At 73.6% G+C, this 26260-nt stretch carries 23 protein-coding genes; 6 read left to right on the forward strand and 17 right to left on the reverse strand.

Annotated features, from left to right (window positions below; translation table 11 throughout):
• Nucleotides 1-161: 161 nt before the first annotated feature.
• From ACFUJY_RS03750 to ACFUJY_RS03765, 4 genes are read right to left on the reverse strand one after another with little or no spacing between them, the layout of a single operon-like run.
• Nucleotides 162-1019 (reverse strand): ABC transporter ATP-binding protein, encoded by an 858-nt coding sequence (locus tag ACFUJY_RS03750; protein ID WP_383293977.1) that lies wholly within the window; start codon nt 1017-1019, stop codon nt 162-164.
• Nucleotides 1016-2749 carry a dipeptide/oligopeptide/nickel ABC transporter permease/ATP-binding protein gene (locus tag ACFUJY_RS03755; protein WP_383293980.1) on the reverse strand — a complete coding sequence of 578 codons (1734 nt, stop codon included), beginning with the start codon at nt 2747-2749 and terminating at the stop codon, nt 1016-1018. The genes ACFUJY_RS03750 and ACFUJY_RS03755 overlap by 4 nt, the downstream gene beginning before the upstream one ends.
• On the reverse strand, nt 2746-3687 hold the full coding sequence (locus ACFUJY_RS03760) for an ABC transporter permease (protein ID WP_383293983.1): 942 nt from the start codon (nt 3685-3687) through the stop codon (nt 2746-2748). The genes ACFUJY_RS03755 and ACFUJY_RS03760 overlap by 4 nt, the downstream gene beginning before the upstream one ends.
• Before the next feature lie 28 nt (nt 3688-3715).
• On the reverse strand, nt 3716-5251 hold the full coding sequence (locus ACFUJY_RS03765) for an ABC transporter substrate-binding protein (protein WP_383293986.1): 1536 nt from the start codon (nt 5249-5251) through the stop codon (nt 3716-3718).
• A gap of 165 nt (nt 5252-5416) precedes the next feature.
• On the opposite strand from ACFUJY_RS03765, the gene ACFUJY_RS03770 reads away from it, so the two are divergent.
• Nucleotides 5417-6049, forward strand: a complete 633-nt coding sequence (locus tag ACFUJY_RS03770) for a TetR/AcrR family transcriptional regulator (protein ID WP_383293988.1) — start codon at nt 5417-5419, stop codon at nt 6047-6049.
• Nucleotides 6050-6053: 4 nt separating this feature from the next.
• Here the strand turns inward: ACFUJY_RS03770 and ACFUJY_RS03775 are convergent, their stop codons facing one another.
• On the reverse strand, nt 6054-6974 hold the full coding sequence (locus tag ACFUJY_RS03775; RefSeq protein WP_383293991.1) for an SGNH/GDSL hydrolase family protein: 921 nt from the start codon (nt 6972-6974) through the stop codon (nt 6054-6056).
• Nucleotides 6975-7295: 321 nt separating this feature from the next.
• Here ACFUJY_RS03775 and ACFUJY_RS03780 point away from each other — a divergent pair, with 321 nt between their 5' ends.
• Together ACFUJY_RS03780 and ACFUJY_RS03785 are read left to right on the forward strand one after the other, a co-directional pair.
• Nucleotides 7296-9590, forward strand: coding sequence for a glycoside hydrolase family 3 C-terminal domain-containing protein (locus ACFUJY_RS03780; protein ID WP_383293994.1), 2295 nt, complete (start codon nt 7296-7298; stop codon nt 9588-9590).
• A gap of 1 nt (nt 9591) precedes the next feature.
• Complete coding sequence (locus ACFUJY_RS03785; protein WP_383293997.1) at nt 9592-10758, forward strand: serine hydrolase domain-containing protein; 1167 nt, start codon at nt 9592-9594, stop codon at nt 10756-10758.
• Between the two features lie 57 nt (nt 10759-10815).
• Here ACFUJY_RS03785 and ACFUJY_RS03790 read toward each other — a convergent pair whose 3' ends face one another.
• Both ACFUJY_RS03790 and ACFUJY_RS03795 read right to left on the reverse strand, forming a co-directional pair.
• Complete coding sequence (locus tag ACFUJY_RS03790) at nt 10816-11403, reverse strand: TetR/AcrR family transcriptional regulator (RefSeq protein WP_383293999.1); 588 nt, start codon at nt 11401-11403, stop codon at nt 10816-10818.
• Between the two features lie 10 nt (nt 11404-11413).
• Entirely contained in the window at nt 11414-12709 is a 1296-nt protein-coding gene (locus ACFUJY_RS03795; protein ID WP_383294002.1) for a glycoside hydrolase family 1 protein, read from the reverse strand.
• A gap of 220 nt (nt 12710-12929) precedes the next feature.
• On the opposite strand from ACFUJY_RS03795, the gene ACFUJY_RS03800 reads away from it, so the two are divergent.
• Nucleotides 12930-14498, forward strand: coding sequence for a family 20 glycosylhydrolase (locus tag ACFUJY_RS03800; RefSeq protein WP_383294005.1), 1569 nt, complete (start codon nt 12930-12932; stop codon nt 14496-14498).
• A 48-nt stretch (nt 14499-14546) separates the two neighbouring features.
• Here the strand turns inward: ACFUJY_RS03800 and ACFUJY_RS03805 are convergent, their stop codons facing one another.
• Nucleotides 14547-15221, reverse strand: coding sequence for a winged helix-turn-helix domain-containing protein (locus ACFUJY_RS03805; RefSeq protein ID WP_383294008.1), 675 nt, complete (start codon nt 15219-15221; stop codon nt 14547-14549).
• A 65-nt stretch (nt 15222-15286) separates the two neighbouring features.
• On the opposite strand from ACFUJY_RS03805, the gene ACFUJY_RS03810 reads away from it, so the two are divergent.
• Nucleotides 15287-16873 (forward strand): isocitrate lyase/phosphoenolpyruvate mutase family protein, encoded by a 1587-nt coding sequence (locus tag ACFUJY_RS03810; RefSeq protein ID WP_383294011.1) that lies wholly within the window; start codon nt 15287-15289, stop codon nt 16871-16873.
• On the opposite strand, the gene ACFUJY_RS03815 is transcribed toward ACFUJY_RS03810, so the two are convergent.
• From ACFUJY_RS03815 to ACFUJY_RS03850, 8 genes are all read right to left on the reverse strand, one after another.
• Nucleotides 16835-17431, reverse strand: a complete 597-nt coding sequence (locus ACFUJY_RS03815; protein ID WP_383294014.1) for a hypothetical protein — start codon at nt 17429-17431, stop codon at nt 16835-16837. The genes ACFUJY_RS03810 and ACFUJY_RS03815 overlap by 39 nt on opposite strands.
• A 13-nt stretch (nt 17432-17444) precedes the next feature.
• Nucleotides 17445-18608, reverse strand: coding sequence for an ROK family glucokinase (locus ACFUJY_RS03820; protein WP_383294016.1), 1164 nt, complete (start codon nt 18606-18608; stop codon nt 17445-17447).
• A gap of 111 nt (nt 18609-18719) precedes the next feature.
• A complete protein-coding gene (locus tag ACFUJY_RS03825) occupies nt 18720-19550 on the reverse strand; it encodes an ATP-binding cassette domain-containing protein (protein ID WP_383294019.1) in 831 nt (276 codons plus the stop codon).
• Nucleotides 19547-20593, reverse strand: coding sequence for an ABC transporter permease (locus ACFUJY_RS03830; RefSeq protein ID WP_383294022.1), 1047 nt, complete (start codon nt 20591-20593; stop codon nt 19547-19549). Before ACFUJY_RS03830 ends, ACFUJY_RS03825 begins: the two co-directional genes overlap by 4 nt.
• Nucleotides 20590-21573, reverse strand: coding sequence for a sugar ABC transporter substrate-binding protein (locus tag ACFUJY_RS03835; RefSeq protein ID WP_383294025.1), 984 nt, complete (start codon nt 21571-21573; stop codon nt 20590-20592). The genes ACFUJY_RS03830 and ACFUJY_RS03835 overlap by 4 nt, the downstream gene beginning before the upstream one ends.
• 171 nt (nt 21574-21744) lie before the next feature.
• A complete protein-coding gene (locus ACFUJY_RS03840; protein WP_383294028.1) occupies nt 21745-22920 on the reverse strand; it encodes a cytochrome P450 in 1176 nt (391 codons plus the stop codon).
• A gap of 100 nt (nt 22921-23020) precedes the next feature.
• Complete coding sequence (locus ACFUJY_RS03845) at nt 23021-23704, reverse strand: response regulator (RefSeq protein WP_383294032.1); 684 nt, start codon at nt 23702-23704, stop codon at nt 23021-23023.
• Nucleotides 23701-24921 (reverse strand): sensor histidine kinase, encoded by a 1221-nt coding sequence (locus tag ACFUJY_RS03850; RefSeq protein WP_383294035.1) that lies wholly within the window; start codon nt 24919-24921, stop codon nt 23701-23703. Before ACFUJY_RS03850 ends, ACFUJY_RS03845 begins: the two co-directional genes overlap by 4 nt.
• A gap of 146 nt (nt 24922-25067) precedes the next feature.
• Here ACFUJY_RS03850 and ACFUJY_RS03855 point away from each other — a divergent pair, with 146 nt between their 5' ends.
• On the forward strand, nt 25068-25271 hold the full coding sequence (locus ACFUJY_RS03855) for a hypothetical protein (RefSeq protein WP_383294038.1): 204 nt from the start codon (nt 25068-25070) through the stop codon (nt 25269-25271).
• A gap of 5 nt (nt 25272-25276) precedes the next feature.
• Here the strand turns inward: ACFUJY_RS03855 and ACFUJY_RS03860 are convergent, their stop codons facing one another.
• Complete coding sequence (locus tag ACFUJY_RS03860; RefSeq protein WP_383294041.1) at nt 25277-26206, reverse strand: DMT family transporter; 930 nt, start codon at nt 26204-26206, stop codon at nt 25277-25279.
• Nucleotides 26207-26260 lie beyond the last annotated feature (54 nt).

Below are 26260 nucleotides of genomic sequence, written 5' to 3' on the forward strand. Positions count from 1 at the left end.
TCGACCTAAGAGATGCCATGCCGGGCGGGATAAATGCCGCGTAACACTCGGAAAAGTGCGACAAGTACCCTGAGTAGCCGATACCGATCCGACCCGAAGAGCCCTCCGGACATGCGAACGGGGCGCCCTGAGACGCCCCGTCCCGATGCCCGCGGCCCAGGTCAGCCCAACCCCGCCGCGGCCCCGGCCGCCGCGCGCCGCCTGCGCTGCTCGGCCACGTCCGCCACCGGCGAGGCCAGCAGCAGCGTGCGCGTGTAGGCGTGTCGCGGCTCGGAGGTGACCGTCGCGGCGTCGCCCGTCTCCACGATCTCGCCCCGGTGGATCACCGACACGCGGTGGCTCATGAAGCGGACGACGGCCAGGTCGTGGGAGACGAAGAGGTACGCGACCCCCGTCTCCTCCTGGATCTCCAGGAGGAGGTCGAGCACCGTGCGCTGGGTCGTCAGGTCCAGCGCCGACACCGGCTCGTCGCAGATGACCAGCCGGGGGCGCAGGGCCAGCGCCCGGGCGATCGCGACCCGCTGCCGCTGGCCCCCGGAGAACTCCCGGGGCAGCCGCCCCGCCGCGTCGGACGGCAGATGGACGCGGTCCAGCAGCCCGGCGACCCTCCCCCGGGCCTCCCGGACACGCGTGCCCTGCCCGATCAGCGGCTCGGCGAGGGTGTCCCCGATGGTGCGGGACGGGTTCAGGGAGGTGTACGGGTCCTGGAAGATGACCTGGAGGTCGCGGCTGAGGGCCCGGCGGCGGCGGGCGTCGGCGTGCTCGATGCGCTCGCCGTCGAAGGTGACCGAGCCCGAGCGCACCGGCACGAGCCCGAGGACCGCGCGCCCGATGGTGGACTTGCCGGAGCCGGACTCGCCGACCAGGCCCAGGGTCTCCCCGGGCCGCACGAACAGGCCGACGCCCTTGAGGACCTCGGTCTCCGGGGCGCGCCGCCCCTTGCCGGGGAAGGAGACCCGCAGGTCCCGCACGGTGAGGAGGGCGTCCGCGTCGGGCGCGGCGGCGTCGGGGGTCTTCATGCGGTGACGGTCCTTGCTTCTCGGGGCTGCCAGGGGGCGCGGGCCGGTGCGTCGTCCAGGACGGCGGCGAGCAGGGTGCGGGTGTACGGCTCCCGGGGCGCTCCGAGGATCTGTTCGGTGGTGCCGGTCTCCACGATGCGCCCGGCGTTCATCACGGCCACCCGGTCGCAGAGGTCGGCGACGACACCGAGGTTGTGGGTCACCAGGAGGACGCCGAGGCCGCGTTCGTCCCGCAGCCGGCGCAGCAGGCCGAGCACTTCGGCCTGGACGCGCACGTCGAGCGCGGTGGTGGGCTCGTCGGCGATGAGGAGGTCCGGGTCGCAGGACATCGCGCCGGCGATCAGGACGCGCTGGGCCATGCCGCCGGAGATCTCGTGCGGGTAGAGGCGCAGGGTGCGGTCCGGGTCGGGGATCTCGACCAGGCGCAGCAACTCGCGGGCCCGGTCGGCGGCTTCCTTGCGGCCGAGTCCGAGGTGGTGGCGTACGGGCTCCATGAGCTGGCTGCCGATGGTGAAGGCGGGGTCGAGATTGCTCATGGGCTCCTGCGGTACGTACGCGAGGGTGCGGCCGCGCAGCACGCGGTGGTCGCGTTCCCGCAGGCCCGCCGTCTCCCGGCCGTTGACCGTGATGCTGCCGCGCGTGACGCGTCCGCCCTCGGGCAGCAGGCCCAGGACCGAGAAGGCGGTCTGGGTCTTCCCGGAGCCGGACTCGCCGACCAGGCCCACGATTTCACCGGGGCGCACATCGAGGTCGACGCCGTGCACGACCTCCTTGTCGGTGCCGTCGGGCCGGGCGTAGGCGACGGTGAGGCCGCGCACGGAGAGCAGCGCGGCGCGCGGGGCGGCGGAACCCGCGGGCTCGGCGGGGGCGGCGGGCCCGGTGCGCCGGCGGCGGGCCGGCCGGGGCGTCTGCTCCTCCAGGGCGTCGCGTACGGCTCCGGCGAGCAGGACGAGCGCGCAGTTGGTGAGGCCGAGGGCGAGGCCGGGCCAGAGGATGAGCCGGGGCGCGCGCTGGATGTTCTGGAACGCCTCGTTGAGCATGGCGCCCCAGGTGGCGGACGATCCGCTGCCGACGCCGAGGAACTCCAGGCCGGCCTGGAGGGCGATCGCGATGCCCGCGACCAGTGCGATCTGGATGATGATGGGGCCGCGTACGACGGTCAGGACGTGCCGGGCCACGATGCGCGTGTCGGAGAGGCCGGAGACCTTCGCGGCGTCCACGTACAACTCGCCCCGGACGTTGGCGACGATGCCGCGCACCAGGCGGAAGAAGCTGGGTGCCACCAGGACGCCGAGCACGATCATCAGGACGTGGACGTCCGGGCCGAGGATGGCGCGCGAGGCGAGCAGCACGACCATGGCGGGCAGGGCCATGACGAGGTTGACGGTCCAGTTGGCGGCGGAGTCGAACCAGCCGCCCCGGTACCCGGCGAAGAGCCCGGACGGCACGCCGAGCGCCAGCGCGATGGCGAGGGCGAGCAGCGCCCCGCCCAGCGTGTTGCGCCCGCCGTACAGGACCCGGGCGAGGATGTCGCGCCCCGCCGAGTCCATGCCGAGGGGGTGTCCGCCGCCCGGCCCCGCGAACGCCTCGCTCAGCGACGAGGCGTCCGGGTCCTGCGAGGCGATCACGGGTGCCAGCAGGACGGCCGCGACGATGAGCAGGAGCAGGGCGGCGGAGAGCCCGCCCAGGGGGTTGCGCAGGACCCTGCGCAGGGTGCGGCCGGTACTCATGCGACCCTCGCCTTGGGGTTGAGCCAGCCGATCAGGATGTCGACCAGGAGGTTGATCAGGACGACGCCGACGACGGTGAGCATGACGAGCGCCATGATCACCGGGATGTCGCCGCGGGTGGTGTAGGTGACGGTCATCGAGCCGATGCCGGGGAGCCCGAAGATCTGCTCCACCAGGACGGCGCCGCCGAGCAGGCCGACGAACTGCATGCCGAGCACGGAGAGCGCGGGCGCCGAGGCGTTGCGCAGGACGTGCTTGAACACGATGCGGGAGGCGGGCAGTCCGCGGGCCCGCAGGGTGCGTACGTAGTCCTGCCGCAGGACGTCGATGACGGCACCCCGCACCTGCTGCGAGACACCCGCGACGGAGGCCACCGACAGCGAGAGCACCGGCAGGGTGATGGTGGACAGCCAGCCGCCGGGCGAGTCGGTGAACCCGGTGTAGCCGATGGCCGGGAACCAGCGGAGCCGTACCGCGAAGACCAGCACCAGGACCAGGGTGAGCAGGAATCCCGGCAGGGCGTACCCCACCACGCCCAGCACCTGCACGAAACGGTCGGCGGCGCCGCGCCGCACCCCGGCCCACACCCCCAGCAGGAAGGCGAGGGCCGTGGTGACGGCGGTGACGCCGAGCATCAGGCTGGCCGTGACCGGGAGGCGGTTGCCGACGGCCCGGCCCACGTCCTCACTCGTGAACCAGGAGGTGCCCAGGTCGCCTCGGACGGCGTGGGACAGCCAGCTCCCGTACTGCTGGAGCACCGGGTCGTCCAGGCCCAGCGACGCGTTCTTGGCGTCGATGGCGCTCTGGGAGGCGGTCTCGCCGAGCAGTTGCCGGCCCACGTCGATGTGCGGGACGGACAGCAGCAGATAGGTGAGGAAGGAGATCACGACCAGGAGCACGGCTCCGGAGGCGATCCTGCGGGCGATGAAGTTCAGCATGACACTCGGTATCCGTCGGCGCGGGACGCTACTTGGCGGGCGCGTAGTTGTAGATCGAGGGGACGGCCATGCCGGACTGCGGCGCGATCTTCACGGTGCCGTCCGAAACGTGCAGGTAGCTCATCCGGTAGAAGGGGACGAACCACGCGTCCTCGACCAGGTGTCGGTTCAGCTCGCGCGCGGCCGACTTCGCCTCGGCCTCGCCGCCGGCCTTGAGGACGGGCAGCAGCTTCCGCGTCACCTTGTCCGTGGTGCCGAACATGTTGAACGCGCCCGGGGTGACCAGTTCGTCGGCCGCCGCCCAGTCGGAGGCGGACTGGCCCATGTTCATGACCATGCCGGAGTAGAGGCGGTCCTTGAACACCTTCTGGACGGCCGAGGCGCCGTCGAGCGTGTCCCAGACCAGCTTCACGCCGATGGCCTCGAAGTCGGACCGGAGCGAGGCGGCGAGCGCGTCGTTGACGATCGCCGTGATCCTCGGCAGCTTCAGCGTGAAGCCCTTGGCGTAACCGGCCTGCTCGAGCAGCGCCTTGGCCTTGGCGGGGTCGTGCGCGTAGTAGCCGTCCAGCGCCTTGTCGTACGCCTGGGTCCCGGGGCCGAAGACCTGCGAGGTGGTCCGGCCGCGGTTCTGGCGGATGCGGTCGAGCATGGTGTCGCGGTCGACGGCGTAGTTGAGCGCCTGGCGCACGCGCGGGTCGCGCAGGGCGGGGGTGATCTTGCCGTCGCGGTCGAAGAGCAGCAGCCCCTGGAAGTCGAACTCCTGCTTCTCCGTCTTCACCTTCGGATCGGACTCGATGGCGATCTGCTGGTCGGCGGTCTGCAGGAGCGCCGCGTTGATCTGCCCGGTCTTGAGGCCGTTGGTGATCGCGGTCTCGTTGTCGAAGAAGCTGAAGGTGACGTTCTTGTAGGGGAGTTCCTCGCCCCAGTAGTCGGCGTTGCGGGTGTAGGTCCACTTGGTGCCGACGGTGGTGCGCGTCTTGTCGAGGCGGTAGGGGCCGGTGCCGTCCGGGGTGGTCTTGAGGCTGTCGCCCTTCGCGAACTGCTTGGGGTTGGCCATCAGGCCGGGCGCGTCGCTGAGGTAGAACTCCATCGCCGGGTTGGGCTGCTTGAGCTTCAGCGTGACGTGGGTGGCGTCGGTGACGTCGACGGCCGCCAGGTCGTTCAGCCACTTCGCGGAGGCACCGCCGCCCTTCTGGAAGCGCTCCAGGTTCGCCTTGACCGCCGCGCCGTCGAAGGCGGTGCCGTCGGCGAACTTCACGTCCTTGCGCAGGGTCAGCGCGAGCGCGGTGTGCTTCTTGTCGTACGTCCACTCCGTGGCGAGCATCGGGCTGAGGGTGCCGTCGGGTTCGCGCTTGATGAGGGTGTCGTACACGGCCTGGAAGTACGGCAGGGCGCTGCCGGTGGCGACGGCGGGGTCCAGGCTCTGCGGGAGGGTCATCGTCGCGATGTTCAGCGTGGACGATCCGGCGCCCGCGGCGCCGCCGTCGTCGCCGGCGCATCCGGCGAGGGCGAGCGAGGCCGCGACGCAGGCGGCAACGGTCGCGGTTCGGGCAGTTCTGCTCATGTCTTTCGCTCCGTCTGGAGAGCCGGGGGCGCCGCCCCGGCGAAGATTGCCGGTGAGCCTACACACGGAATTAACCACTTGGTAGGTTTTTGCTCGGTGGAATTAACCAGTCGGTAAGTTCCGCGCGACACCCCCGAGGACCGACCGCGGCAGGAGACGACCGAAGTGACCGACCCCGCACCCGAGGCGCCCCGGCGGCTGTCGAAGGGCGAGCGCACCCGCGCCCGCGTCCTGGACTCCGCGGCCGAGCTGTTCGCCCGCTCCGGCTACCTCGCGGTGTCGCTGCGCGACATCGCCGCCCACGCCGGACTCACCCACGCCGGGGTGCTGCACCACTTCCCCGGCAAGGAGGCCCTGCTCCTGGACGTGCTGAGCCGCCGGGACGAGCTGGACGCACGCCGCCTCTTCCCCGGCATGCTCGCCCCGGACGAACCGGAGCCGGAACCCGCGGAGCGGCTGCGCCTGCTGCTGGACGTGGTCGCCCGCAACGCCGGCACGCCGGGGCTGGTCGCGCTGTACGCGAAGCTGTCGGCGGAGGCGTCCGATCCGGAGCACCCCGCCCACCTCTACTTCGTGCGGCGCTACCAGGTCCTGCGCCGCGAGATCACCGGCCTGCTGGCGGAGCTGTTCGCGGCGGCGGACGTCCGGGAGGACCCGGCGGCCGTGGCCCAGCAGCTGCTGGCCCTGCTGGACGGGCTCCAGACGCAGTGGCTCCTCGAGCCGGACGCCGTCGACATGGCGGAGCAGGTCCGCGCCTTCCTCCACCGCTACGGCGTCGCGGCGGAGGGATGCGGTTGAGGCGTCAGTGACCGAGGGCGGCGAGGACGGCATCGGCCGTACTCCTGTGTCCGGAGGCGTTCGGGTGGAAGCCGGCTCCCTCGGCCGAGTCGGCCGGTTCGATCCAGCGCACCCCCGCGGCCTGGCAGGCGTCGTGCCCGACGGACGGGCCGTAGGTGTCGACGTAACCGTCGCCGTGCGTCCCGGCCCGCTGCGCCATCATCGCGTCGAGCTGCTTCTCCTTGTCCCGGACCCAGCCGAAGTCGCCCTCCGCGAGCGGGATCGTGGCGCGGCAGGAGCTGCCGTCGTCCGGCAGCAGCGACGGGTAGCCGACGAGCAGGACCCGGGCCTGGGGCGAGCGGGTGTGGATCGCGTCGAGCACCGCGTCGAGCTTCGGTGCGGTGGCGTCGATGCGGGAGCCGATCTCGTCGGTGCCGAACAGGGTGAAGCTGCTCTTGCAGGGCGAGCCGTGCGGCGCGAGGTAGCCGACCAGGACGCACCGGGTGATGACACCGGCCAGGTCGAGATCGTTGCCGCCGACCCCGAGGGTGACCAGGGTCGTGTCGGGGCGCAGCGCGTCGAGCTGGGGCGCCACGGCGTCCTGCGGTCCCGCCATGTGCGTGGTGTCGGCCCCGGCGCAGGTGACATCGGTGAACGACGCCGCGCCGACCGCCGCCGCCACGAGCGACGGGTAATTGCGGTCGGACCGGCCGCAGACGGTGTCGGTCTGCTGGGGGATGCCGAGTCCGGAGCTGTACGAGTCGCCGAGCGCCACGTACCGGACGGGCTCGCCGGACGCCGGGGCGGCCGGGGCGGCGACGCCGGGCGACGCGGCGCCGGCCAGCAGCGCGACGGCGGCCGCCGCCGCGAGGGCCAGGCGCGGGGCGCGGGCCGGGTGGCGCGCCTCTCGGAGCGCGGGGGTGGTCGACCGACCGGATACCGACATGACCGTTCCTCGATTCATGGGAGTGCGGGGCGATTCATGGGAGTGCGGGGCCGATGAGGCGGTCGGCAGCAGGGAGCTCATCGGAGCGGACCGCCCGAGCTCGAAAACCGTACGGTGATCGGTTTCTAGCCGTCAAGGGCCGCGTCCGAAATGAAATCCGGCCGGTCGACGGGGTCCCGCACGCCGCGCGCGGGGACCCTTGACACCGAAAACCGATCACCATACGTTTTTGGGTCGTGTGCCGTCTTGCCCCGATTCGCTCCACCGGACGGCCCTCGCCCCGGCCCCCGCCCCCTTCACGGAAGCCCGACAGGTACTCGTATGACTCAGCGACCCGCACCCCGCCCCTCCCCCGCCACCCGCCTCCCGCTCGCCGAGAAGGCCGCCCTGACCAGCGGTTCCGGGGACTTCGTCAGCGAGGGGTCCGAGGCGGCGGGGCTGCCCGCCGTCCGGATGTCCGACGGCCCGCACGGGCTGCGGCTGCCCCGGGAGAGCGGCGACGGCGGCCAGCTCGACCTGCACAGTGCGGCGCCGGCGACCTGCTTCCCGCCCGCCGTCGCCCTGGGCAGCAGCTGGAACCCGGAGCTGGCCGAGGAGGTCGCCGCCGCCATCGCGGCCGAGGCCGTGGCGCACGGCGTCCACGTGGTGCTCGGGCCGGGCATCAACATCAAGCGGTCCCCGCTGTGCGGCCGGAACTTCGAGTACTTCTCCGAGGACCCGCTGGTCTCCTCGGAGCTGGGCGGCGCGATGGTGCGCGGGCTCCAGAACGCCGGGGTCGGGGCGTCGCTCAAGCACTACGCGGCCAACAACCAGGAGACCGACCGGATGCGGGTCAGCGCCGACATCGACGAGCGCCCGCTCCGCGAGATCTACCTGCGGGCCTTCGAACGCGTCGTCCGCCGTGACGAGCCCTGGTCCGTCATGGCGTCCTACAACGGCGTCAACGGCGTGCCCGTGGCGCAGCACACCCGCCTGCTGACCGAGATCCTGCGCGACGAGTGGGGCTTCGACGGCATCGTCGTCTCCGACTGGGGCGCGGTACGCGACCGGGTCGCCGCCCTCCGCGCCGGCCTCGACCTCCAGATGCCGGGCCCCGGCGGGCACACGGACCGCGAAGTGGCCGCCGCCGTGGAGTCCGGCGCGCTGGACGAGGCGGTGCTCGACCGGACCGTCGAACGGCTCGCCCTGTTCGCCGACCGCGCGACGGGCGCTGCCGGGAAGCCCGGAACGTTCGACGCGGACGCCTCGCACCGCGTCGCCGGGCGGGCCGCCGACCAGTGCGTGGTGCTCCTGAAGAACGACGACGCGCTGCTGCCGCTGGACCCGGCGCGGGGCAGCGTGGCGGTCATCGGCGAGTTCGCCCGTACGCCGCGCTTCCAGGGCGCCGGCAGCTCGCAGGTGACACCCACCCGGCTCGACGTACCGCTGGACAGCCTGCGCGAGCTGGCCACGGGCGCGGATGTGCGGTTCGCCGCCGGATACGCGCTGCCCGGTGCCGAGGACGGGCCGGCGGACAGCGCACTGGCCGACGAGGCGGTGCGGCTGGCGGAGGCGTCCGACACGGCGGTGCTGTTCCTCGGCCTGCCCGCGCAGGACGAGTCCGAGGGCTTCGACCGCGATCACCTGGACCTGCCCGCCGCCCAGACCGCGCTGCTGCGCCGGGTCCTGGACGTCAACCCGCGCGTGGTCGTGGTGCTGTCCAACGGCGGCGTCGTCAGCACCTCGCCGTGGCAGGACCGGGTGCCCGCCCTCGTCGAGGGGTGGCTGCTCGGCCAGGCGGGCGGCGGCGCGCTCGCCCGCGTCCTGTTCGGCGCGGTCAACCCGTCCGGGAAGCTGACCGAGACCGTCCCGCTGCGCCTCGAGGACTCCCCGAGCCACCTCTCGTTCCCCGGCGAGGAGGGCAGGGCCCGGTACGGCGAGGGGATCTTCGTCGGATACCGGGGGTACGACGCCCAGCGCCGCGAGGTCGCGTTCCCGTTCGGCCACGGCCTGTCGTACACGACGTTCGCGTACGAGGAGCCGGCCGTGCGGGAGGACGGGGACGGCTTCCACGTCACGCTGACCGTCACCAACACCGGCGCGGTCGCCGGGCGCGAGGTCGTGCAGCTCTACGTGGGCGGGCCGGACGGCTCGCGCGTGCTGCGGCCCGTGCGCGAACTGCGGGGCTTCACCTCGGTGTTCCTGGAGCCGGGCGCGAGCGCCGAGGTGAGCATGCGCGTGGCGCGGCACGATCTGGCGTACTTCAGCGAACGGGAGGGCGGCTGGAAGGTCGAGGGCGGCCGTTACCGCTTCGAGGCCGGCGCCTCCTCGCGCGACATCCGCGTCCGCGTGGAGATCGATGTGGCGGGCGACCCCTCGGGGCTGCGGCTGACCGGGCGCAACACCCTCGCCGAGTGGTTCGAGCACCCGGTGGGCGGCCCGCTGCTGAGGGAGGCGTTCGCGGAGTCCCGTACGGACGCCTCCGCGGGGGCGCTCGCCGACCCGGTGATGCGGCGGTTCCTCGCCGGGGTGCCGCTCGACGTGATCGCCGAGTTCCCGCAGAGCCCGCTGTCCCCCGAGAGCCTGCCCGCCCTGGCCGACGAGGTGGCGGCGCGCGGGCAACGGCGGGAGGGCTGAGATGCTCACCGGCGGGGTGGCGCCGGGCTGGGAGCCCGTCCGTGACGCCTTCGTACGCGGCCGCGCCGGGGACCCCGGCGCGGCGCAGCTGGCCGTCCACCACCACGGGCGCCCGGTGGTGGACCTCGCCGCCGGTCCGCCCGGCTTCGGGACGGACTCGGTCGGTGTGCTGATGTCGGTGACCAAGGGCCTCGTCGCGGTCTGCGCCCATCTGCTGAGCGAACGGGGCGCCCTGGACCTCGACGCGCCCGTGGCCCGCTACTGGCCGGAGTTCGCCGCCGCCGGGAAGGCCGGCACGACGGTGGCCGACCTCCTCACGCACCGGGCGGGGCTGCCGGCGTTCTCGGCCGGCCCGGCGGGGTGCGGGCTGCTCGACCGGGACGCCCGGGTGGGGGCCCTGGCGGCGATGCGCCCGGTGTGGGAGCCGGGCACGGCGTGCCTGTACCACGCGCTGACGTACGGGCACCTGGTCGGCGAGGTGGTGCGCCGGGTGAGCGGGCGGAGCATCGGCGCGTTCTTCGCCGCCGAGGTGGCGGGGCCCCTGGGGCTCGACCTGTGGATCGGACTGCCGGCCGAGGAGGAGCACCGGTTCGCCCCGCAGTTCTCCGTGCGCCCCGACCCTTCGCCCGAACAGGTCGCCGGCTTCCTCGCCGGGCTGGGACTCGCCCCGGAAGCGCCGCTGTCCCGGGCGCTGCGGGCGTCGCAGGCGGAAGTGGCGGCGGCGGTCCGGGGGCTGGCGACCCGCGAGGGCCGGGCGGCCGAGCTGCCCGGCGCCGGCGGGATCGGCAACGCCCGCTCGCTGTCCCGGCTGTACGCGGCGCTCATCGGGCCGGTGGAGGGGGTGCGGCTGCTGTCCCCGGCCACGCTGGAGAGGGCGGTCGCCGCGCGCGACGACGTGCCGCCCCCGCCACCGCTCGACGGCGGCGACCCCGAGGGCCGGTCCCGCTTCGGGCTCGGCTTCGAACTGCCCCGGAAGGGGCTGCCGATGCTGGGCGAGGGCTCGTTCGGGCACGCGGGGGCGGGCGGGCGGCTGGGGATGGCCGACCCCGGCAGCGGTCTCGCCGTGGGGTACGTGTGCACGGCGATGGCCTGGGAGCCGGCGGCCGGACCGGACCCGCGCTGGACGGACTGGACGGAGGCGGTGACCGCGACGGCGGCGGCGCTCTGACCCGCACGGGGAGGCTCCGGGAGGGGCGGCGCTCGCGCGCCGCCCCTCCCACGCTGTTCAGGCCCCTTCGGACGCCGTGCGCGGGGCGAGAACGGCGAGCAGGTCCTCGATGGGCTGCTCCATGTCCGTCGACCGGTCGATCAGCCACTGCAACTGGATGCCGTCGGCCACGGCGACCAGCAGCACGGCCAGCCGTTCCGGGGGGATCGCGGAGCTGATGCGCCCCTCCGCGATCCCGTCCCGGACGAAGTCCGCGACGCGTTCGCGCACCACGGGGTAGCGCTCGGCGAAATGGGCGTGGGCGGGGTGGGCCGGATCGCTGGCGGCGGCGGCCATCGAGACGAACAGCTCGACCAGGCCGGGCGTCTTCGCGCCCTCCCGGATGATCTCGCGGTAGCCGTACGGATCGGTCCGCTCCACCTGGCGGGCCCGCGCGGTCTCGTCACGCATCCGCAGGACCTGGGTGAGCAGGTCCTCCTTGGAGTCGAAGTAGTGCATGAGTCCGGGCAGGCTGAGGCTGCACTTCGCCGCCACCTTCCGCAGGGAGGTACCCCGGTACCCCTCGGCGGCGAAGATCTCCAGTGCCGCGTGCAGGATCTCGCTGCGCTTGGCCTCGCCCTTCTCGTACGGGCCCCGTTTCGCCATGCCGGTCACCCTAACGCGAGGACGGCGTGGTCACCGACCCGAGCGGGGCTCCGGCGGGCAGCCGGCGGTCCCGGGACAGGCCGCCCAGCCAGCGCGCCGACTCCTTGGGCGTCCGGGCGAACGTGTCGCGGTCGACCGCGATCAGCCCGAACGTCGGCCGGTAGCTCCCCCACTCGTAGTTGTCGAGGGCGCTCCAGTGCAGATAGCCGCGTACGTCGACGCCCTCGGCCATCACCTCGGCGAGGCTCGCCAGGGCGCGGGCGGTGTAGGCGATGCGGCGCTCGTCGTCGTCGGTGGCGATGCCGTTCTCGGTGACCAGGACCGGCACGTGCGGGCCGACGACCTCGGCCGTGTGCCGCACCGCTTCGCCGAGCGCCTCGGGGTAGAACTCCCAGCCGGTGAGCGTCAGTTCGGCGCCCGGAGGCGGGGGCAGGGTGCCGTCGGGGCCGATGCGGTGGCGGGTGTACGCCTGGACGCCGATCCAGTCGTCCTCGCGGGCGGCCTCCAGGAAGACGTCCTCGCGGGTCCGGGCCCAGGCGGTCGCGGCGGACTCGCAGCCCGGCTCCCCCTGGTAGACCTGGTTGGCCACGGTCCAGCCGACCAGGACGCCCGGCACGGTGTCCTTCAGGGCGGCGGTGGCGGCCCGGTGGGCGCGGATCAGGGCCTGGATCACCTCGGGGTCCGGGGCGAAGGAGGCCGGGTCGACGGCGGCGGCCCCGGCCTCGCGGGCGGCGTTCGCCCCGTGCGCGACGCTCTCCCAGCCGTGTTCGGCGGCGTGGCGCCTCAGGGCGTACATCAGGGCCATGATGTTGGGCTCGTTGATGGTGGCGACATGGCGGACGCCCTCGCGCAGGATGCCGGCGCAGGTGCGCGCGTAGGCCGCGAACAGCGCGTCCGCACCGGGGGCCGTCCAGCCGCCGAGGTCGCTGAACCACCGGGGCGAGGTGAAGTGGTGGAGGGTCACGACCGGGGTCAGTCCGCGTTCCAGCGCGCCGCGCACCATGGCCCGGTAGTGCTCGACGGCGGCGCGTGAGACCCGGCCGCGCTCCGGTTCGACCCGCGCCCACTCGATGCTGAACCGGTAGGAGTCGAAGCCGAGTTCGCGCAGCAGGTCCATGTCCTCCGGCCATCGGTGGAAGCTGTCGGCCGCGTCCCCGCTGGGCTCCTGAACGAAGCTCCCGGGGCGGTTCTCCAGGTTCCACCAGTCGCTGGAGACGTTGTTGCCCTCGACCTGGTGGGCCGAGGTCGACGCCCCCATGAGGAAGCCTTCCGGCAGGGCGAAACCGGGTCCGGCCTCGTGCACCATCGGGTTCTCCTTTCGCCCGGAGGCGGGCCGTTCGCCCCCTCCGCAAAAAGCGTTCATTGATCGGTTTTCGTGTTAGCGTACAGGTGGCAGCGGTACGGGAGAAGAGGCGGCCGGTCCGGTCCCACCCCCGGCACCGATTGCCCGGGGGGCCGGACCCGCCGGACCTGACGCCGCCGCTCCGGCCCCCCGGCCCACCGGTCCCACCGCAGGGAGAAGCCCCGTGAACGCCGTCATCCCGCACGCCGACGCCCGACCGTCCTCCCCCGCCGGCGCGCTGCCCGCCACCGGCTCCTGGCACGTGCGGGCGGCCGAACCGGCGCTGGCGGAGGTCGCCGCGACCGTGCGGGCGCTGCTCGCCCCGCACCTGCCGGACGCGCCGGGCACAGCGCCGCGCGCACTGGTCCTCGGCCTGGACGAGGTGGTGTCCGCGCCGCCGCTCGGGCTCGCCCCCGACGGAGCGGCGGACCCGGTGGACGAGGGCTACCGGCTCCGCGTGGACGCCGACGGCATCACGTGCCACGGCCGCACACCGGCCGGAGTGTTCCGGGGCGCGACCACGGCCCTCCAGCTCATCGCCACCGCCCGCGTCACCGGCGAACTCCCCTTCCAGGAGCTGACGGACGCCCCGCGCTACGCCTGGCGCGGCCTCATGGTGGACCCGGCCCGCAGCTTCCTCACCCCGGACGAGGTGCGCCGGATCATCGACCTCGCCGCGCTCTACAAGCTCAACGTCCTGCACCTGCACCTCACCGACAACGAGGGCTGGCGCGTCGAGCTGCCCGGCACCCCCGCGCTGACGGCCCCGGGCACGGAGTTCTACTCGACGTCCGAGTACCGCGCGCTCCAGGAGTACGCGGCCCGGCGGTTCGTCACCGTCGTCCCCGAGATCGACCTGCCGGGCCACTGCGCGACGTTCCGGGCCGCCGTGCCCGGGCTCCCCCCGGCCCCCGCCCCGGCCGGTCTCGCGGACCGCTTCCCGTTCGTGCCCCCGCTCGACCTGACCGACGCGGCGACCCGCACCGCCGTCACCCGTGTCCTCGCCGAGGTCTGCGCGCTGACGACCGGCCCCTACGTGCACATCGGCGCCGACGAGGCGTTCGGTGCGACCCCGGAGAACTTCGACGCCTCGGTACGCGAACTGCGCACGCTCGTCCGGGAGCTGGGCAAGCGCCCGGTGGCCTGGCAGGAGTCCTCACGGGCCGGGATCGGGCCCGAGGACATCGCGCAGTACTGGGTGGACGTGGAGATGATGGACCTCCCGGACACGGCGGAAGGGCTGGCCGCCCGGCCCGAACTCGTGGCCGCCGGGCGGAGCGTGGAGATCATCGCGGCGCTGAAGAAGTTCTTCGCCCCCACCGACGACGACCTCCGCCGCACCGTCGAGGGCGGCGGGCGCGTCCTGCTCTCCCCGCAGTCCCACCTCTACCTCGACCGCCCGTACGCGACGGAGTTCGCCCCGCCCGGGCAGTCCGCCGAGGCCGCCCGGCTCGGCTTCGACGGATACCGCCCGCTGGGCGTCCGGCACACGGCGGCCTGGGACCCGGACGCCTACCCGGTCCCGGACGCGAACGTCGCGGGCGTGGAGGCCACGGTGTTCGCCGAGGAGTTCAAGGGCTTCGAGGACGTCTCCGTCCTCCTGCTGCCCCGGCTGGCATCGGTGGCGGAAGCCGCGTGGTGCGGGCGCGCGCCCGGCTGGGCCGAGTACCGCGAGCGCCTGGCCCACCACGGCCGCGTCTGGGCCGACCGGAACCTGCCCTACTTCGCCTCCACGGAGGTGGACTGGCGCTGAGGGCTGCTCACGCCTCGGCGGGGGCGGGCCGGTGCCGAGCGCCCCGCCTCACGCCTCCACCCCGAGCAGCTCCCCGAACGCGGTGGTCCCCTCCGGTGTCACCTTCACCGCGCGCCCCGAGCCGACGCGCCGCACCCAACCGCGGTCCAGGGCCGCCGTGCACAGCGCCTCGCCCAGGGCGCCGGCGAGGTGGGAGCGGCGCTCGGTCCAGTCCAGGCAGGTACGGACGAGGGGGCGCCGGGACCCGGCGGGCTGCCGGTAGCCCAGGGTGTCGGCCAGCCAGTCCCGGCCCGCCGGGGTGACGGCGATCCCGGAGCCGGTGTCGACGAGGCCGCGCGCGCTCATCGCATCCGCCAGGGCCACCCCGAGCCGGCCCGCAAGGTGGTCGTAGCAGGTGCGCGCCCGGGCCTCGGCATCCTGGCGGACCGAGGCGCGCAGGGTGCGCGGGCGGGACGTGCCGGGGGCGTACCCGGCCAGCGCCTCGGTCAGCGCGGCGGCCTCCGGGCCGGCAAGCCGGACATAGCGGTGCCGGCCCTGGCGCTCCTCGGCCAGCAGGCCACCGGCCACGAGGCGGGAGATCTGCTCGCTTGCGGTGGACGCGCTGACGCCCGCGTGCCGGGCCAGCTCACCGGACGTCCAGGCCCGGCCGTCGAGCAGCGCCTCGCAGAAGGCGGCGCGGGTGCGGTCGGCGAAGAGGGCGGCGGTGCCGGCGAGAGAGGACATGCCTCCATGGTGGCGCAAGGACGGTTCGGCGGGGCCCGAAGTGTTCCGGGCCTACGGTCTGGGCCATGAGTCACACGACGACACACGCGTTCAGCCGGTACGCCGAGATCCGAGCGGCCCTCGCCGATCCCGCGCTCGTCCCGCCGGCGCCCAGGGCCCCTCGTGCGGATCGGGCCGGATCAGGCAGCGTCGCCTGGCTGCGGGCCGCCGTGGCGAGGTTCGCCTCCGGTGAGCCGCACCGGCGGCGGCGGGCGCTGGTGGAAGCCGAGCTCGCCCGCCTGTCCCCGGACGATCTGCGCCGGGCGGCCGCGGCGGACGACGGGGACGGCGATCTGCGGACGCGTGTGGTGAGCAGCCTGGCCGCCGCGCTGGACATGCCGGAGCCGGGGCGGATCGCCCGGGAGGTGGCGCTGCTGGCGGACGCGTACTTCGGCGAGGACGGCGGGACCGAGGCCGACCGGGCCGTCGCCCGGCTGGTCGCGCTGCTCGCGCCGGGACCGGCGGACGAGGCCCGCCTGGAGGCCGTCGCCAACCGCATCGGGCTGCTGGCCCAGGCGTGCGCCGCGACCGCCGCGCTGGTGGAGGCCGTCGCGGCGAGCGGGGCCGGGGTGCCGACGGCCCGGGTGCTGCGGACCGATCCGCCGGTGCGCGTCATGCGCCGGGTCGCCGCGCGCGCCACCCGCGTCGCCGGACGGGAGATCGCCGAGGGCGACGACGTGGTCCTCGACCTGGTGGCCGCCCAGCGGGAGCACCCCGTGCCGCTCACCTTCGGCGCGCCGCCCCGCACCTGCCCGGGCAGGGCACACGCCCTCGCGCTGGCCGAGGGGCTGCTCGGGCGGCCGATGACCCCCTTCGCCCGGCTCCATCACCGGGGAAAGGCCCTGCTGCTGCCCAACGCCTGGGACCACGCGTCGGCCGCCGCGCTGGCCGCCGAGGGGTTCGAGGCGGTGGGGACCACCAGCCTGGGCGTGGCGGCGGGGCTCGGTCTGCCGGACGGGGCGGCCGCGACCGAGGAGGCGACCGTGGACCTGGCCCGGCGGCTCGGGCGGGGGTCGTTCCTGTTCAGCGTGGACGCCGAAGGGGGGTTCAGCGACGACCCGGCGGAGGTCGCCGCGTTCGCGCGCCGGCTGTTCGAGGCGGGGGCGGCGGGGATCAACCTGGAGGACGGGCGGGCCGACGGCACCCTGGCACCGGTGGAGCTGCACGCCGAGAAGATCGCCGCCGTGAAGGAGGCGGTGCCCGAGCTGTTCGTCAACGCCCGCACGGACACGTACTGGCTGGGGTGCGAGCAGGAGCGGACCGCCGCCCGGCTCGCGGTCTACGAGCAGTCCGGTGCGGACGGGGTGTTCGTGCCGGGTCTTTCGGACCGGGCGGGGATCGCCGCGCTGACCGCCGTCCTCGTGACCCCGCTGAACGTGCTGTACAGCCCGGCCGGGCCCGGCATCGACGAGCTGAGCGCCCTGGGGGTGCGCCGGGTCAGCCTCGGCTCGCTGCTCTACCGGGAGGCGCTGGCCGGGGCCGTGGCCACGGCGGCCGCGATCCGGGACGGCGGCCCGGTGCGGGGCGGAGCACTCCCGTACGCCGAGGTGCAGGCGCTGGCCCCGGGCGACGGGTCAGGGGGTCGCGGCGGAGACCACGTAGACCACCGGTGACATCGGGTCCGTCATGTCCACGGTGATGTCCTGGGTGGGGCGCGGGTCCTCGTTGGCGTGGGTGGTACCCGCCCAGGAGACGCCGTCGCCGAAGTGCCAGCCGGCGATCTCGGTGTCGCGCTTGCTGATCGTGACCTTGCCGGGTTCCAGGGCGGCGCGGCCGGTGCCGACGTCGTTCAGGAAGGCGTCCAGGCCGTTCGACGTCGTGCGGAACTGCACGTACATCCGGCTGGCCTTCCAGTTGTTCGTCTCGTAGTACTGCACGCCGGTCGCGTAACCGGGGATCGGGACCTCGAAGATGCGGCGCAGCATCCGGGACGGCCAGCCGGGACGCAGCCCCTGTGCGGCGGCCTCGGCGGCCTTGTCCTGGCCGGAGCGGCGGCTCTGGCCCGCCGAGATCAGCAGGTAGCCGGCCGGGATGCCGATGAGCAGCACGATGATCGTCGCCGTGATCAGGCGTCGGCGGATCAGATGGCGGCGGGTCTCGGGGGGCGGGCCGTCGCCCTCGTCCGGCGGCGTGGACTGGCGCGGCACGACGGGGTGCTCGGCTGCGGTCATGGGTGTGGGGCCCCTAGGAAGTGCGGGTGTTGCGGTTGCTGCGGAGGGTGCTCGCCGCCTGGTCGTAGATCTGCGCGTACCGCTCGTACCGCTCGACGCGGCGGCGGTTGGTCCGGCGGAAGCGCCGGGCGACCAGCCGGGCGAGGTCCGCCGCGCCGACCATACCGGCCTCCGGGCCGAGCTGCGCCTTGGCGATCCGGGCCTCCGGTCGGTAGCCGCGGCCGGTGAGGTGGCGCTTGAAGGCGTCCCGGGCCGGGCCGATGAGCAGGTCGTCGGCGGCGCTGACCCCGCCGCCGATGACGAAGCAGGAGGGGTCGAGCGCGGCGGCCAGATTGGCGATGCCGACGCCGAGCCACTGGCCGATGTCCTGGAGGAGCTCGACGCACATCGCGTCGCCCTCGCGGGCCAGTTCGGTGATGAGCGGTCCGGTGATGTCCGGGATGTTGCCCTTGACGCGCTCGATGATCCCGTGGGCCACCGGCGAGTCGGCGGCGGCCAGCTCGCGGGCCTCGCGGACCAGGGCGTTGCCGGAGCTGTACTGCTCCCAGCAGCCGCGGTTGCCGCAGGGGCAGCGGTGGCCGCCGGGCACGACCTGCATGTGGCCGAACTCACCGGCGACGCCGTACTTGCCGCGCTTGACCTGGCCGTCCTCCAGGATCGCGCCCCCGATGCCGGTGCCGAGGGTGATCATGACGAGGTGGTCCTCGCCGCGCCCCGCGCCGAAGCGCCACTCGGCCCAGGCGGCGGTGTTGGCGTCGTTGTCCACCATGACGGGGACGACGAGCCGGGAGGCGAGGGCGTCGCGCAGGGGCTCGTCCCGCCAGGCCAGGTGCGGGGCGAAGAGGACCTTGGAGCGGTCGGCGTCGACCCAGCCGGCCGCGCCGATGCCCACCGCGTGCACGTCGTGCCGGTCGGAGAGGTCGAGGACCAGCTCCACGATGGTGTCCTCGACGACCTTGGGGCTCTTGGACTTGTCCGGGGTCTCGGTGCGCACGGTCTCCAGGATCGTGCCGTCGGCGTCCACGACGCCGGCCATGACCTTGGTGCCGCCGATGTCGATGCCGACGGTGGGGACCCGGGGCGCCGTGAGGTGCGAGCGCCTTTCCCGGGTGCCCACGGTCCGCAGGACGGTCGCGCGGGCGGAGCCGCGGTGTGCGAAGTCGCGGTACGTGCTCATCGTCCCTGAAAGGTCTGGGGTAACCGGGTCAGGAGTGACCCCGGTGGCGGACGGCGCCCGTCTGCCCCGATTCTGCCACCCCGGGGGCGGCGGGGGCGCCGGGCGCCTTCGCTACACCGTGTCTCCGGAGGCCCGCTCCAGCTCGTGGCTCAGCTCCTCCAGTTCGCTGCCGCCCGCCATCTGCCGGGTCAGTTCGTCCAGTGTGACGCTCTCCTTGGTGTGGCTGCCGGCCATGGCGCCCCGCTTCAGGAGGACGAACCGGTCACCGACGAGATACGCGTGGTGCGGGTTGTGCGTGATGAGGACCACGCCGAGGCCGGCGTCCCGGGCGGCCGCGATGTACTTCAGGACGACCCCGGACTGCTTGACGCCGAGCGCGGCCGTGGGCTCGTCCAGGACGAGCACCTTCGCGCCGAAGTGGACGGCGCGCGCGATGGCCACGCACTGCCGCTCGCCGCCGGACAGGGTGCCGATGGGCTGGTCCACGTCGCGCAGGTCGATGCCCATGCGGAGCAGCGCCGAGCGGGTCGTCTCGCGCATCAGCCTCACGTCGAGGCGCTTGAAGGGGCCGGCGCCGGTGGTCGGCTCGGAGCCCAGGAAGAAGTTGCGCCAGACCGGCATCAGGGGGACGACCGCCAGGTCCTGGTAGACGGTGGCGATGCCCCGGTCGAGGGCGTCGCGCGGGTTGGCGAGGGTGGTCTCCTCGCCGTCCACCAGGAACCGTCCGGCGTCGTGCCGGTGCAGCCCCGCGATGATCTTGATCAGGGTGGACTTGCCGGCGCCGTTGTCACCGAGCACGCAGGAGATCTCGCCCGCGTGCACCTCCAGGGAGACGCCTTCCAGCGCCTTGATGCTGCCGTAGTACTTGGCCACGTCGTCCAGTTCGACGAGGGGCCGCCGGCCGGTTTCCTCGGGCCCCTCCGGGGCCTTGGGGGCCGTCATGTCGTCGCCTCCGCGCGCTTGCGTACCCATGCGTTGAGCAGGGTGGCCAGGAGCAGCATCGCTCCCAGGAAGAACTTGAACCAGTCCGGGTTCCACTCCGCGTACACGATGCCCTTGCTGGTCATGCCGAAGATGAAGGCACCGACCGCCGAGCCGATCGCGGAGCCGTATCCGCCGGTGATCAGGCAGCCGCCGATGACGGCCGCGATGATGTAGATCAGCTCGTTGCCGACGCCCTCGCCGGACTGCACGACGTCGTAGCTGAACAGCAGGTGCTGCCCGGAGACCCAGGCGGCGAACGCGACGCCGAGGTAAAGCCCGATCTTGGTGCGGACGACGGGGACGCCGACCGCGCGGGCCGCGTCCGCGCCGCCGCCGACGGCGAAGATCCAGTTGCCGAAGCGGGTGCGGAGCAGAATCCAGGTGGCGACGGCCACCAGACCGGCCCACCACAGGAGCGTCACCTTGAGCTCGACGCCTCCGACGGTCCAGTACGAGGCGAAGAGCTTGCGGGCGGAGGGAAAGCCCTCCATGTTGCCGATGGTCTTCGTGGAGACGGTCCCGCTGATCAGCTTGGTGAAGCCCAGGTTGAGACCGGTCAGCATGAGGAAGGTGCCCAGCGTGATGATGAAGCTGGGCAGCTTCGTACGGGTCAGCATGAAGCCGTTGAACGCGCCGATGGCGAGCGTGACGAGCAACGACACGAGGACGCCGACCCACACGTTGGCGGTCATCTGGTAGCTGAACATCGAGGAGACCAGCGCCGAAGTGGTCACCATCACCCCGGCGGACAGGTCGAACTCGCCGCCGATCATCAGGAGCGCGACCGGCGCCGCCATGATCCCGATGATGGAGGCCGCGTACAGCACGGTCCCGAAGCTGGTGACGCGCAGGAAGCTGTCGGCGACGACCGCGAAGAAGAGGAACACGGCGAGCGCGCCGACGACCGAGCCCAGCTCCGGGCGGCCGAGCAGTTTGCGCAGCGGTGAGGTCCGCAGCAGCCGTTCGTCCACGACGGCGGACGATCCGGGCCCGGCGGTCATCGGGTGCCCCGGTCGGCGTACTCGGCGAGCTGGGCGGCGTCCTTCGAGGTGATGATCTGCGGGCCGGTGAGGACCGGACGGCCGCCGCCGAGGACGTTGCGGTTGTAGCGGTAGAGCCAGAGCAGGTCGACGGCCTCGTAGCCCTGGAGGTAGGGCTGCTGGTCGACGGCGAAGCCGAGGGCCTCGGACTTCAGCCCGGCGGCGACGCCGGCGTTCAGGTCGAAGGTGTCGATCTCGGCCTTGCTGCCGGCGGTCTTCTTCGCCTTGACGGCGGCGTCCGCGAACGGCGCGCCGAGCGTGACGACCGCGTCGATGTCCTTGTCGGACTGGAGCTTCGCCTCGATGGACGCCTGGACGTCGGGCATGTTGGTGCCCTCCACGTACAGGTTCTGCATCTGGCCGTCGAAGGTCTTCTTCGCACCGGCGCAGCGCTGCTCGTGGCCCACGTTGCCCTGCTCGTGCAGGATGCAGAGGGCCTTCTTGCGGCCGCGCTCGTTCAGCTCGTCGCCGACGGCCTCACCGGCGATGGACTCGTCCTGGCCGATGTGGGTGAGCGCGCCGTACGCCTTGGACTCGGCGGAGCCCGAGTTCACCGTGATCACGGGGATGCCGGCGCGGACGGCCTTGGCGACCACGGCCTTCATGGCGTCGGGCTTGGCGAGCGTGACGATCAGCCCGTCCACCTTCTTGTCGATGGCCGCCTGCACCAGCTGGGCCTGCTGCTGGCCCTCGTCGTTCTTCGAGTACAGGAAGTTGATGTTGTCCTTCTTGGCCGCCGTCTCGGCGCCCTTCTGGACGATGTCCCAGAAGGTGTCGCCGTCGCCCGAGTGGGTGACCATGGCGAACGTCCAGCGGGGCGTGTTCACCGCGGCCCGGCCTTCGGCCGCGGCCTTGGCCGCACGCTCCTCCGCCCGCTTGCCGCCGGTGCTGCTGCATCCCATGAGGGACACCCCCAGCACCGCCGCAAGCACGGCGCCCATCGCACGTACCCCTGTCCGAACCCTTGCCACGACGCCGTGCCCTTCTTGTGCTGCTCGCTGTGCTGCTGCCGGTGGAGCCGGGGCCCTGTGGTCCCGGCCCGGCTGGGCAAGTATCCCCGAGCCGGCGCCGCCGCAACCCGGAGGGGCACGATGAGCACGGCGGCGCGTCGCTCACCAGCGCACCGGCAGGCGGCGCACCCCCCGGATCAGCGTGCCGGGCAGCCAGTCGAACGGGGCGGCCCCGGGGTCGGCCGCCAGACCGGGGCAGCGTTCCAGGAGGGCGCGGATCGCGATGCGGCCCTCCATCCGGGCCAGCGGGGCGCCCAGGCAGAAGTGGATGCCGTGACCGAAGGCGAGGTGGCCGCGGTTGTCACGGCGGATGTCGAAGCGGTCGGGCTCCGGGTAGCGGGCCGGGTCGCGGTCGGAGGCCGCGAGCGAGACGAGGACCGCGTCGCCGGTCCCGATGGTCCGGGAGCCGACCTCGACCGGTTCCCGGGCGAACCGGAGGGTGGCCGTCTCCACCGGGCCGTCGTAGCGCAGCATCTCCTCGACCGCGCCGTCGAGCAGCGAGAGGTCGGCCCGGAGCGCGGCGAGCTGGTCGGGGTGGTCGAGGAGGGCGCGCACCCCGTTGGAGATGAGGTTGACCGTCGTCTCGTGGCCGGCGACGAGCAGCAGGAAGGCCATGCCGACCAGCTCGTCGGGCGACAGCACGTCGTCGTCCTCGTAGCGGGTGTCGATCAGGGCGCTGAGCAGGTCGTCGCCGGGCGAGCGGCGCTTGTCCTCTATCAGCTCGGTGAGGTAGGCGCCCATGGCGCGCACCGCCTCGCCCTCCTCCACCGCGTTCACGGGGGCGACGACGCCGTTGGACAGCTTGCGGAAGGCGGACCGGTCCAGGTCGGGGACGCCGATCAGCTCGCAGATCACGGTCATGGGGAGCGGGAAGGCGAACGCGTCCACGAGGTCGGCGCGGCCTTCGGGGACCATCAAGTCGAGGAGTTCGCCGGTGATCTCCTCGACCCGGGGGCGCAGCGCCTCGATCCGGCGCGGGGTGAACTCGCGGGCCACGAGCTTGCGCAGCCGGGTGTGGTCGGGGGCGTCCGTCTCCAGCATGTTGGCGTTGATCGGGTCGCCGCCGGTCTCGCCGGGCAGCGCCCGCCAGTCCTTGCCGAAGCGCTGGTCGGCCAGGACGGCCCGGCCCTCGTCGTAGCCGACGACGAGCCAGATGGCGTCGAACTCGTCGGTGCGGACGAGGTGCACGGGTCCGGCCGCGCGCATCCGCTCGTAGTAGGGGTACGGATGCGCGGTGAAGTCGGCCAACCCGCTGAGATCCACATCGACTTCGGACATGGGCCCGCCCTCCCGGTCGTGTCGTCCCCGCTCCGAGGACCGGCCCGTTCAGCGTATGCCGGAATTCCTGCCAGGAACGAAAGCTTCAGGCCGGATTCGATCAGCTCTCGTCGTCCAGCAGACCGGCGTCGTGGACGAGCAGGGCGATCTGGACGCGGTTGTTGAAGCCGAACTTGGCGAGGATGCGGGAGACCTGGGTCTTCACCGTGGCGACGCTGAGGTAGAGCGTCGCGGCGATCTCCGCGTTGGACCGGCCCTGTCCCACGGCGACGGCCACCTCGCGCTCCCGGTCCGCGAGCAGCGCGATCCGCTCGCGCGCCCGGGTGGCCCGGTCGACGCGTTCCTCCCGCCCGGCACCGGCCGCCCGGTCCATGAGCTGCCGGGTGACGGTGGGTGAGAGGACCGGGTCGCCGGCCGCGACCCGGCGCACCGCCTCCACGATGCGGGCGGGCGGGGTGTCCTTGAGGACGAAGCCGGCGGCCCCGGCCCGGATGGCGCGGAGCACCTGTTCGTCGGCGTGGAAGGTGGTCAGGACGATGATCTCCGGCGCGTCGGGCCGGGCGCGCAGCGCTTCGGTGGCGGTCAGGCCGTCCATGACCGGCATCCGGATGTCCATCAGGACCACGTCGGGCCGCAGCCGGTCGGCCAGGGCCGCGGCCTCGCTGCCGTCGGCGCCCTCGCCCACGATGTCGATGTCGTCGGCGCCGCCCAGCATCAGGGTCAGCCCGGCCCGGACGAGCGGGTCGTCGTCGATGATGAGGAGCCGGACAGGCGCGTCGGTCATGACGCCCACGGTAGCCAGGCCCGCACCGCGAACCCACCGCCGGGGGTGGGCCCTTGATCGAGGCGGCCCCCGGCGAGGGTGGCCCGTTCGGTGAGGCCGATGAGCCCCTGGCCGGAGCCGGGGGCCGGGGTGAAGGGCTCGGTGGGGGCCGGGTTGCGCACCTCCACGGTGATGCCCGGCCCGGGCCCGCCGGTGACGGCGACGGTGACCTCGGTACCGGGGGCGTGCTTGCGGGCGTTGGTCAGCGCCTCCTGGACGATGCGGTATACGGTGCGCCCGGAGGCGGCGGGCACGGCGTCGGGGTCGGCGAGGCGATGGTCCAGGGTGACGTCCATGCCCGCCTCCCGGGACTCGGCGACGAGGGCGTCGAGGGTGGCGAGGGTCGGCTGCGGGCGGTGGCCGTCGGGGTCGCCGTCGCGCGGGCCGCGGAGTACGCCGATGATCTCGCGGAGGTCCTGGAGCGCCTCGTGCGCGCTGTCCCGGATGACACCGGCGGCGCGGGCGACCTCGGCCGGGGGCGCGTCGGGCCGGAACTCCAGGGCGCCGGCGTGGACGCTGAGCAGGGTCAGCCGGTGGGCGAGCACGTCGTGCATCTCCCGGGCGATCTCCTCGCGGGCGAGCCGCTGGGCCTGCTCGGCGCGGAGGGCGGCCTCGGTCTCGGCGCGGACGGCGCGTTCCCGGAGGGAGACGACGAGCTGGCGCCGGGAGCGCACGATCATGCCCCAGCTGAGGACGAGCAGGACCAGCAGGAGCCCGATGACGGTGGACGCCAGGAACGACGTGTCCGGGTCGGGGCGCACATACGGCTGTACGGGGGCGACGGCCAGGGCCCCCAGGCCGACGAGGGCGACCGGGCGGAACGGCCGGTGGACGGCCAGGCTGAACAGCGCGACGAGCAGGGCGCCCGCCGCGACCGGTTCGACGGTGGCCAGCAGAGTCAGGGTGACGGCGAGCCCGACCGGCCAGCGGCGCCGGACCCACAGGGCGCAGCAGGCGGCGGCGCCGACGAGCGAGTCCACCAGCACGACCGTGCCCGGTGTGGTGGGGTCGGCCTCGATCGCGGCGAGGGTCGCCAGGCCGATTCCCGCCGCGCAGAGGAACGCGGTGAGGTCGACGGCCCAGTCCCGCACGGTGCGGCGGAACCGGCCGTGGTCGCCCGGCAGCTCGGGGCCGGCCATCGCCGAGGGCAGCAGCCAGGGGTACTCCGTACGCGTCATGTCGACAAAGCTACGCACATGGGCGGCGGGTTCCGGGTGTCCGGGGCGCGGGAGCGACCGAAGTCGCGGCGGCGGAGACTTTCGGACCCGGCGGGCAGCCGACCGGCCGACGCGGCGGCGGCGCCCCGGCGGCCAGGCTCGGGGCCATGAAGAAATTGTGCGAGACGGTGGGCTTCCTGATCTTCGTCCAGGGGGTCGCCGGGCTGCTCCACGTGTGGTTCGACTGGTTCCGCTTCTTCGGCCTGGTGCGGCGGCTGCCGTTCGCCGCCGAGTACCCGGTCTTCGTGTCGATCGTGCTGATGGTGGCGGGCGCGGCCGTCATGATCGCGGCGGACGCGATCAAGGAGTGAGCCGGTCAGGGCGTGCCCTGGTCCGCGCTGCGCCGCCCCCAGGCCGTGCCCGCCAGCACCAGCACGGCGCCCGCCGCCCCGGCGACGCCCAGGCGCTCGCCGCCGATCGCGATGCCGGCGGCGGCGGCCCACAGCGGTTCCGTACCGAGCAGCAGGCTGACCCGGGACGGCGAGGTGCGGCGTACGGACCACATCTGCACGAAGAACGCGAAGAGCGTGCAGAACACCGAGAGGAAGAGCAGCCCGCCCCACTCCCGGGCCCCGAATCCGGCGGCGACCGTCCAGGGCGCCGCCCCGGTGCCCGGCGCGGCGGCCAGCAGGGCGAAGACGGCGACGGCGCTGCCGAGCTGGACGGCCGTCAGGGACAGCGCGTCCGCGCCCTCGACCGACTTGATGCGGGCCATGAGCAGGACGTGCAGGGTCCGGGCCAGGGCGGCGGCCAGCATCAGCAGGTCGCCGGCCGAGGGGCTGGTGAATCCGCCGCCCTGGGTGAGCAGCACCACGCCGGCCACCGAGAGTCCGGCGGCGGAGAGGAAGGCTCCGGTCGGCCGGGTCCGGGTGACGGCGGCCTCGGCGAGCGGGGTGAAGATCATGGTGAGGCTGATGATGAGCCCGGCGTTGGTCGCCGAGGTGTGCACGATGCCGTACGTCTCCACCAGGAAGATCGCGCTGAGCACGAAGCCCAGCAGCCCGGCGCCCCGCCACTGCGCCGCGGTCAGCGCGCGCAGCCTGCGCCGTCCGGCGACCGCGAGGACGGGCAGCACGACGGCGAACCGCAGCACGAGCACGGCGACGACGGTCTGCGGGGTGGTGATGCCCTTGGCGGCGAGATAGCTGGACCCCCAGACCACCGCGACCAGCAGGACGGGCAGATCGGTGAGCCAGGCCCGGCGCGGCGGGGCGAGAAGGGGAGCGGGGACTGCGGCGGAGGACAACGGGACTCCTGCTCTCTCCACAGGGACGACGTGGAGACGGCACCGGCTCGCACT

The sequence above is a fragment of the Streptomyces sp. NPDC057249 genome, assembly GCF_042669245.1.
In the GTDB taxonomy this organism is placed as follows: domain Bacteria; phylum Actinomycetota; class Actinomycetes; order Streptomycetales; family Streptomycetaceae; genus Streptomyces.

What these genes read in the sequence shown, in the direction of transcription:
- ACFUJY_RS03750 (WP_383293977.1), bottom strand. Translation starts at nt 1,019, where the DNA reads ATGAAGACCCCCGACGCCGCCGCGCCCGACGCGGACGCCCTCCTCACC.
- ACFUJY_RS03755 (WP_383293980.1), bottom strand. Translation starts at nt 2,749, where the DNA reads ATGAGTACCGGCCGCACCCTGCGCAGGGTCCTGCGCAACCCCCTGGGC.
- ACFUJY_RS03760 (WP_383293983.1), bottom strand. Translation starts at nt 3,687, where the DNA reads ATGCTGAACTTCATCGCCCGCAGGATCGCCTCCGGAGCCGTGCTCCTG.
- ACFUJY_RS03765 (WP_383293986.1), bottom strand. Translation starts at nt 5,251, where the DNA reads ATGAGCAGAACTGCCCGAACCGCGACCGTTGCCGCCTGCGTCGCGGCC.
- ACFUJY_RS03775 (WP_383293991.1), bottom strand. Translation starts at nt 6,974, where the DNA reads ATGTCGGTATCCGGTCGGTCGACCACCCCCGCGCTCCGAGAGGCGCGC.
- ACFUJY_RS03780 (WP_383293994.1), top strand. Translation starts at nt 7,296, where the DNA reads ATGACTCAGCGACCCGCACCCCGCCCCTCCCCCGCCACCCGCCTCCCG.
- ACFUJY_RS03785 (WP_383293997.1), top strand. Translation starts at nt 9,592, where the DNA reads ATGCTCACCGGCGGGGTGGCGCCGGGCTGGGAGCCCGTCCGTGACGCC.
- ACFUJY_RS03790 (WP_383293999.1), bottom strand. Translation starts at nt 11,403, where the DNA reads ATGGCGAAACGGGGCCCGTACGAGAAGGGCGAGGCCAAGCGCAGCGAG.
- ACFUJY_RS03795 (WP_383294002.1), bottom strand. Translation starts at nt 12,709, where the DNA reads ATGGTGCACGAGGCCGGACCCGGTTTCGCCCTGCCGGAAGGCTTCCTC.
- ACFUJY_RS03805 (WP_383294008.1), bottom strand. Translation starts at nt 15,221, where the DNA reads ATGTCCTCTCTCGCCGGCACCGCCGCCCTCTTCGCCGACCGCACCCGC.
- ACFUJY_RS03810 (WP_383294011.1), top strand. Translation starts at nt 15,287, where the DNA reads ATGAGTCACACGACGACACACGCGTTCAGCCGGTACGCCGAGATCCGA.
- ACFUJY_RS03815 (WP_383294014.1), bottom strand. Translation starts at nt 17,431, where the DNA reads ATGACCGCAGCCGAGCACCCCGTCGTGCCGCGCCAGTCCACGCCGCCG.
- ACFUJY_RS03820 (WP_383294016.1), bottom strand. Translation starts at nt 18,608, where the DNA reads ATGAGCACGTACCGCGACTTCGCACACCGCGGCTCCGCCCGCGCGACC.
- ACFUJY_RS03825 (WP_383294019.1), bottom strand. Translation starts at nt 19,550, where the DNA reads ATGACGGCCCCCAAGGCCCCGGAGGGGCCCGAGGAAACCGGCCGGCGG.
- ACFUJY_RS03830 (WP_383294022.1), bottom strand. Translation starts at nt 20,593, where the DNA reads ATGACCGCCGGGCCCGGATCGTCCGCCGTCGTGGACGAACGGCTGCTG.
- ACFUJY_RS03835 (WP_383294025.1), bottom strand. Translation starts at nt 21,573, where the DNA reads ATGGGCGCCGTGCTTGCGGCGGTGCTGGGGGTGTCCCTCATGGGATGC.
- ACFUJY_RS03840 (WP_383294028.1), bottom strand. Translation starts at nt 22,920, where the DNA reads ATGTCCGAAGTCGATGTGGATCTCAGCGGGTTGGCCGACTTCACCGCG.
- ACFUJY_RS03845 (WP_383294032.1), bottom strand. Translation starts at nt 23,704, where the DNA reads ATGACCGACGCGCCTGTCCGGCTCCTCATCATCGACGACGACCCGCTC.
- ACFUJY_RS03850 (WP_383294035.1), bottom strand. Translation starts at nt 24,921, where the DNA reads ATGACGCGTACGGAGTACCCCTGGCTGCTGCCCTCGGCGATGGCCGGC.
- ACFUJY_RS03855 (WP_383294038.1), top strand. Translation starts at nt 25,068, where the DNA reads ATGAAGAAATTGTGCGAGACGGTGGGCTTCCTGATCTTCGTCCAGGGG.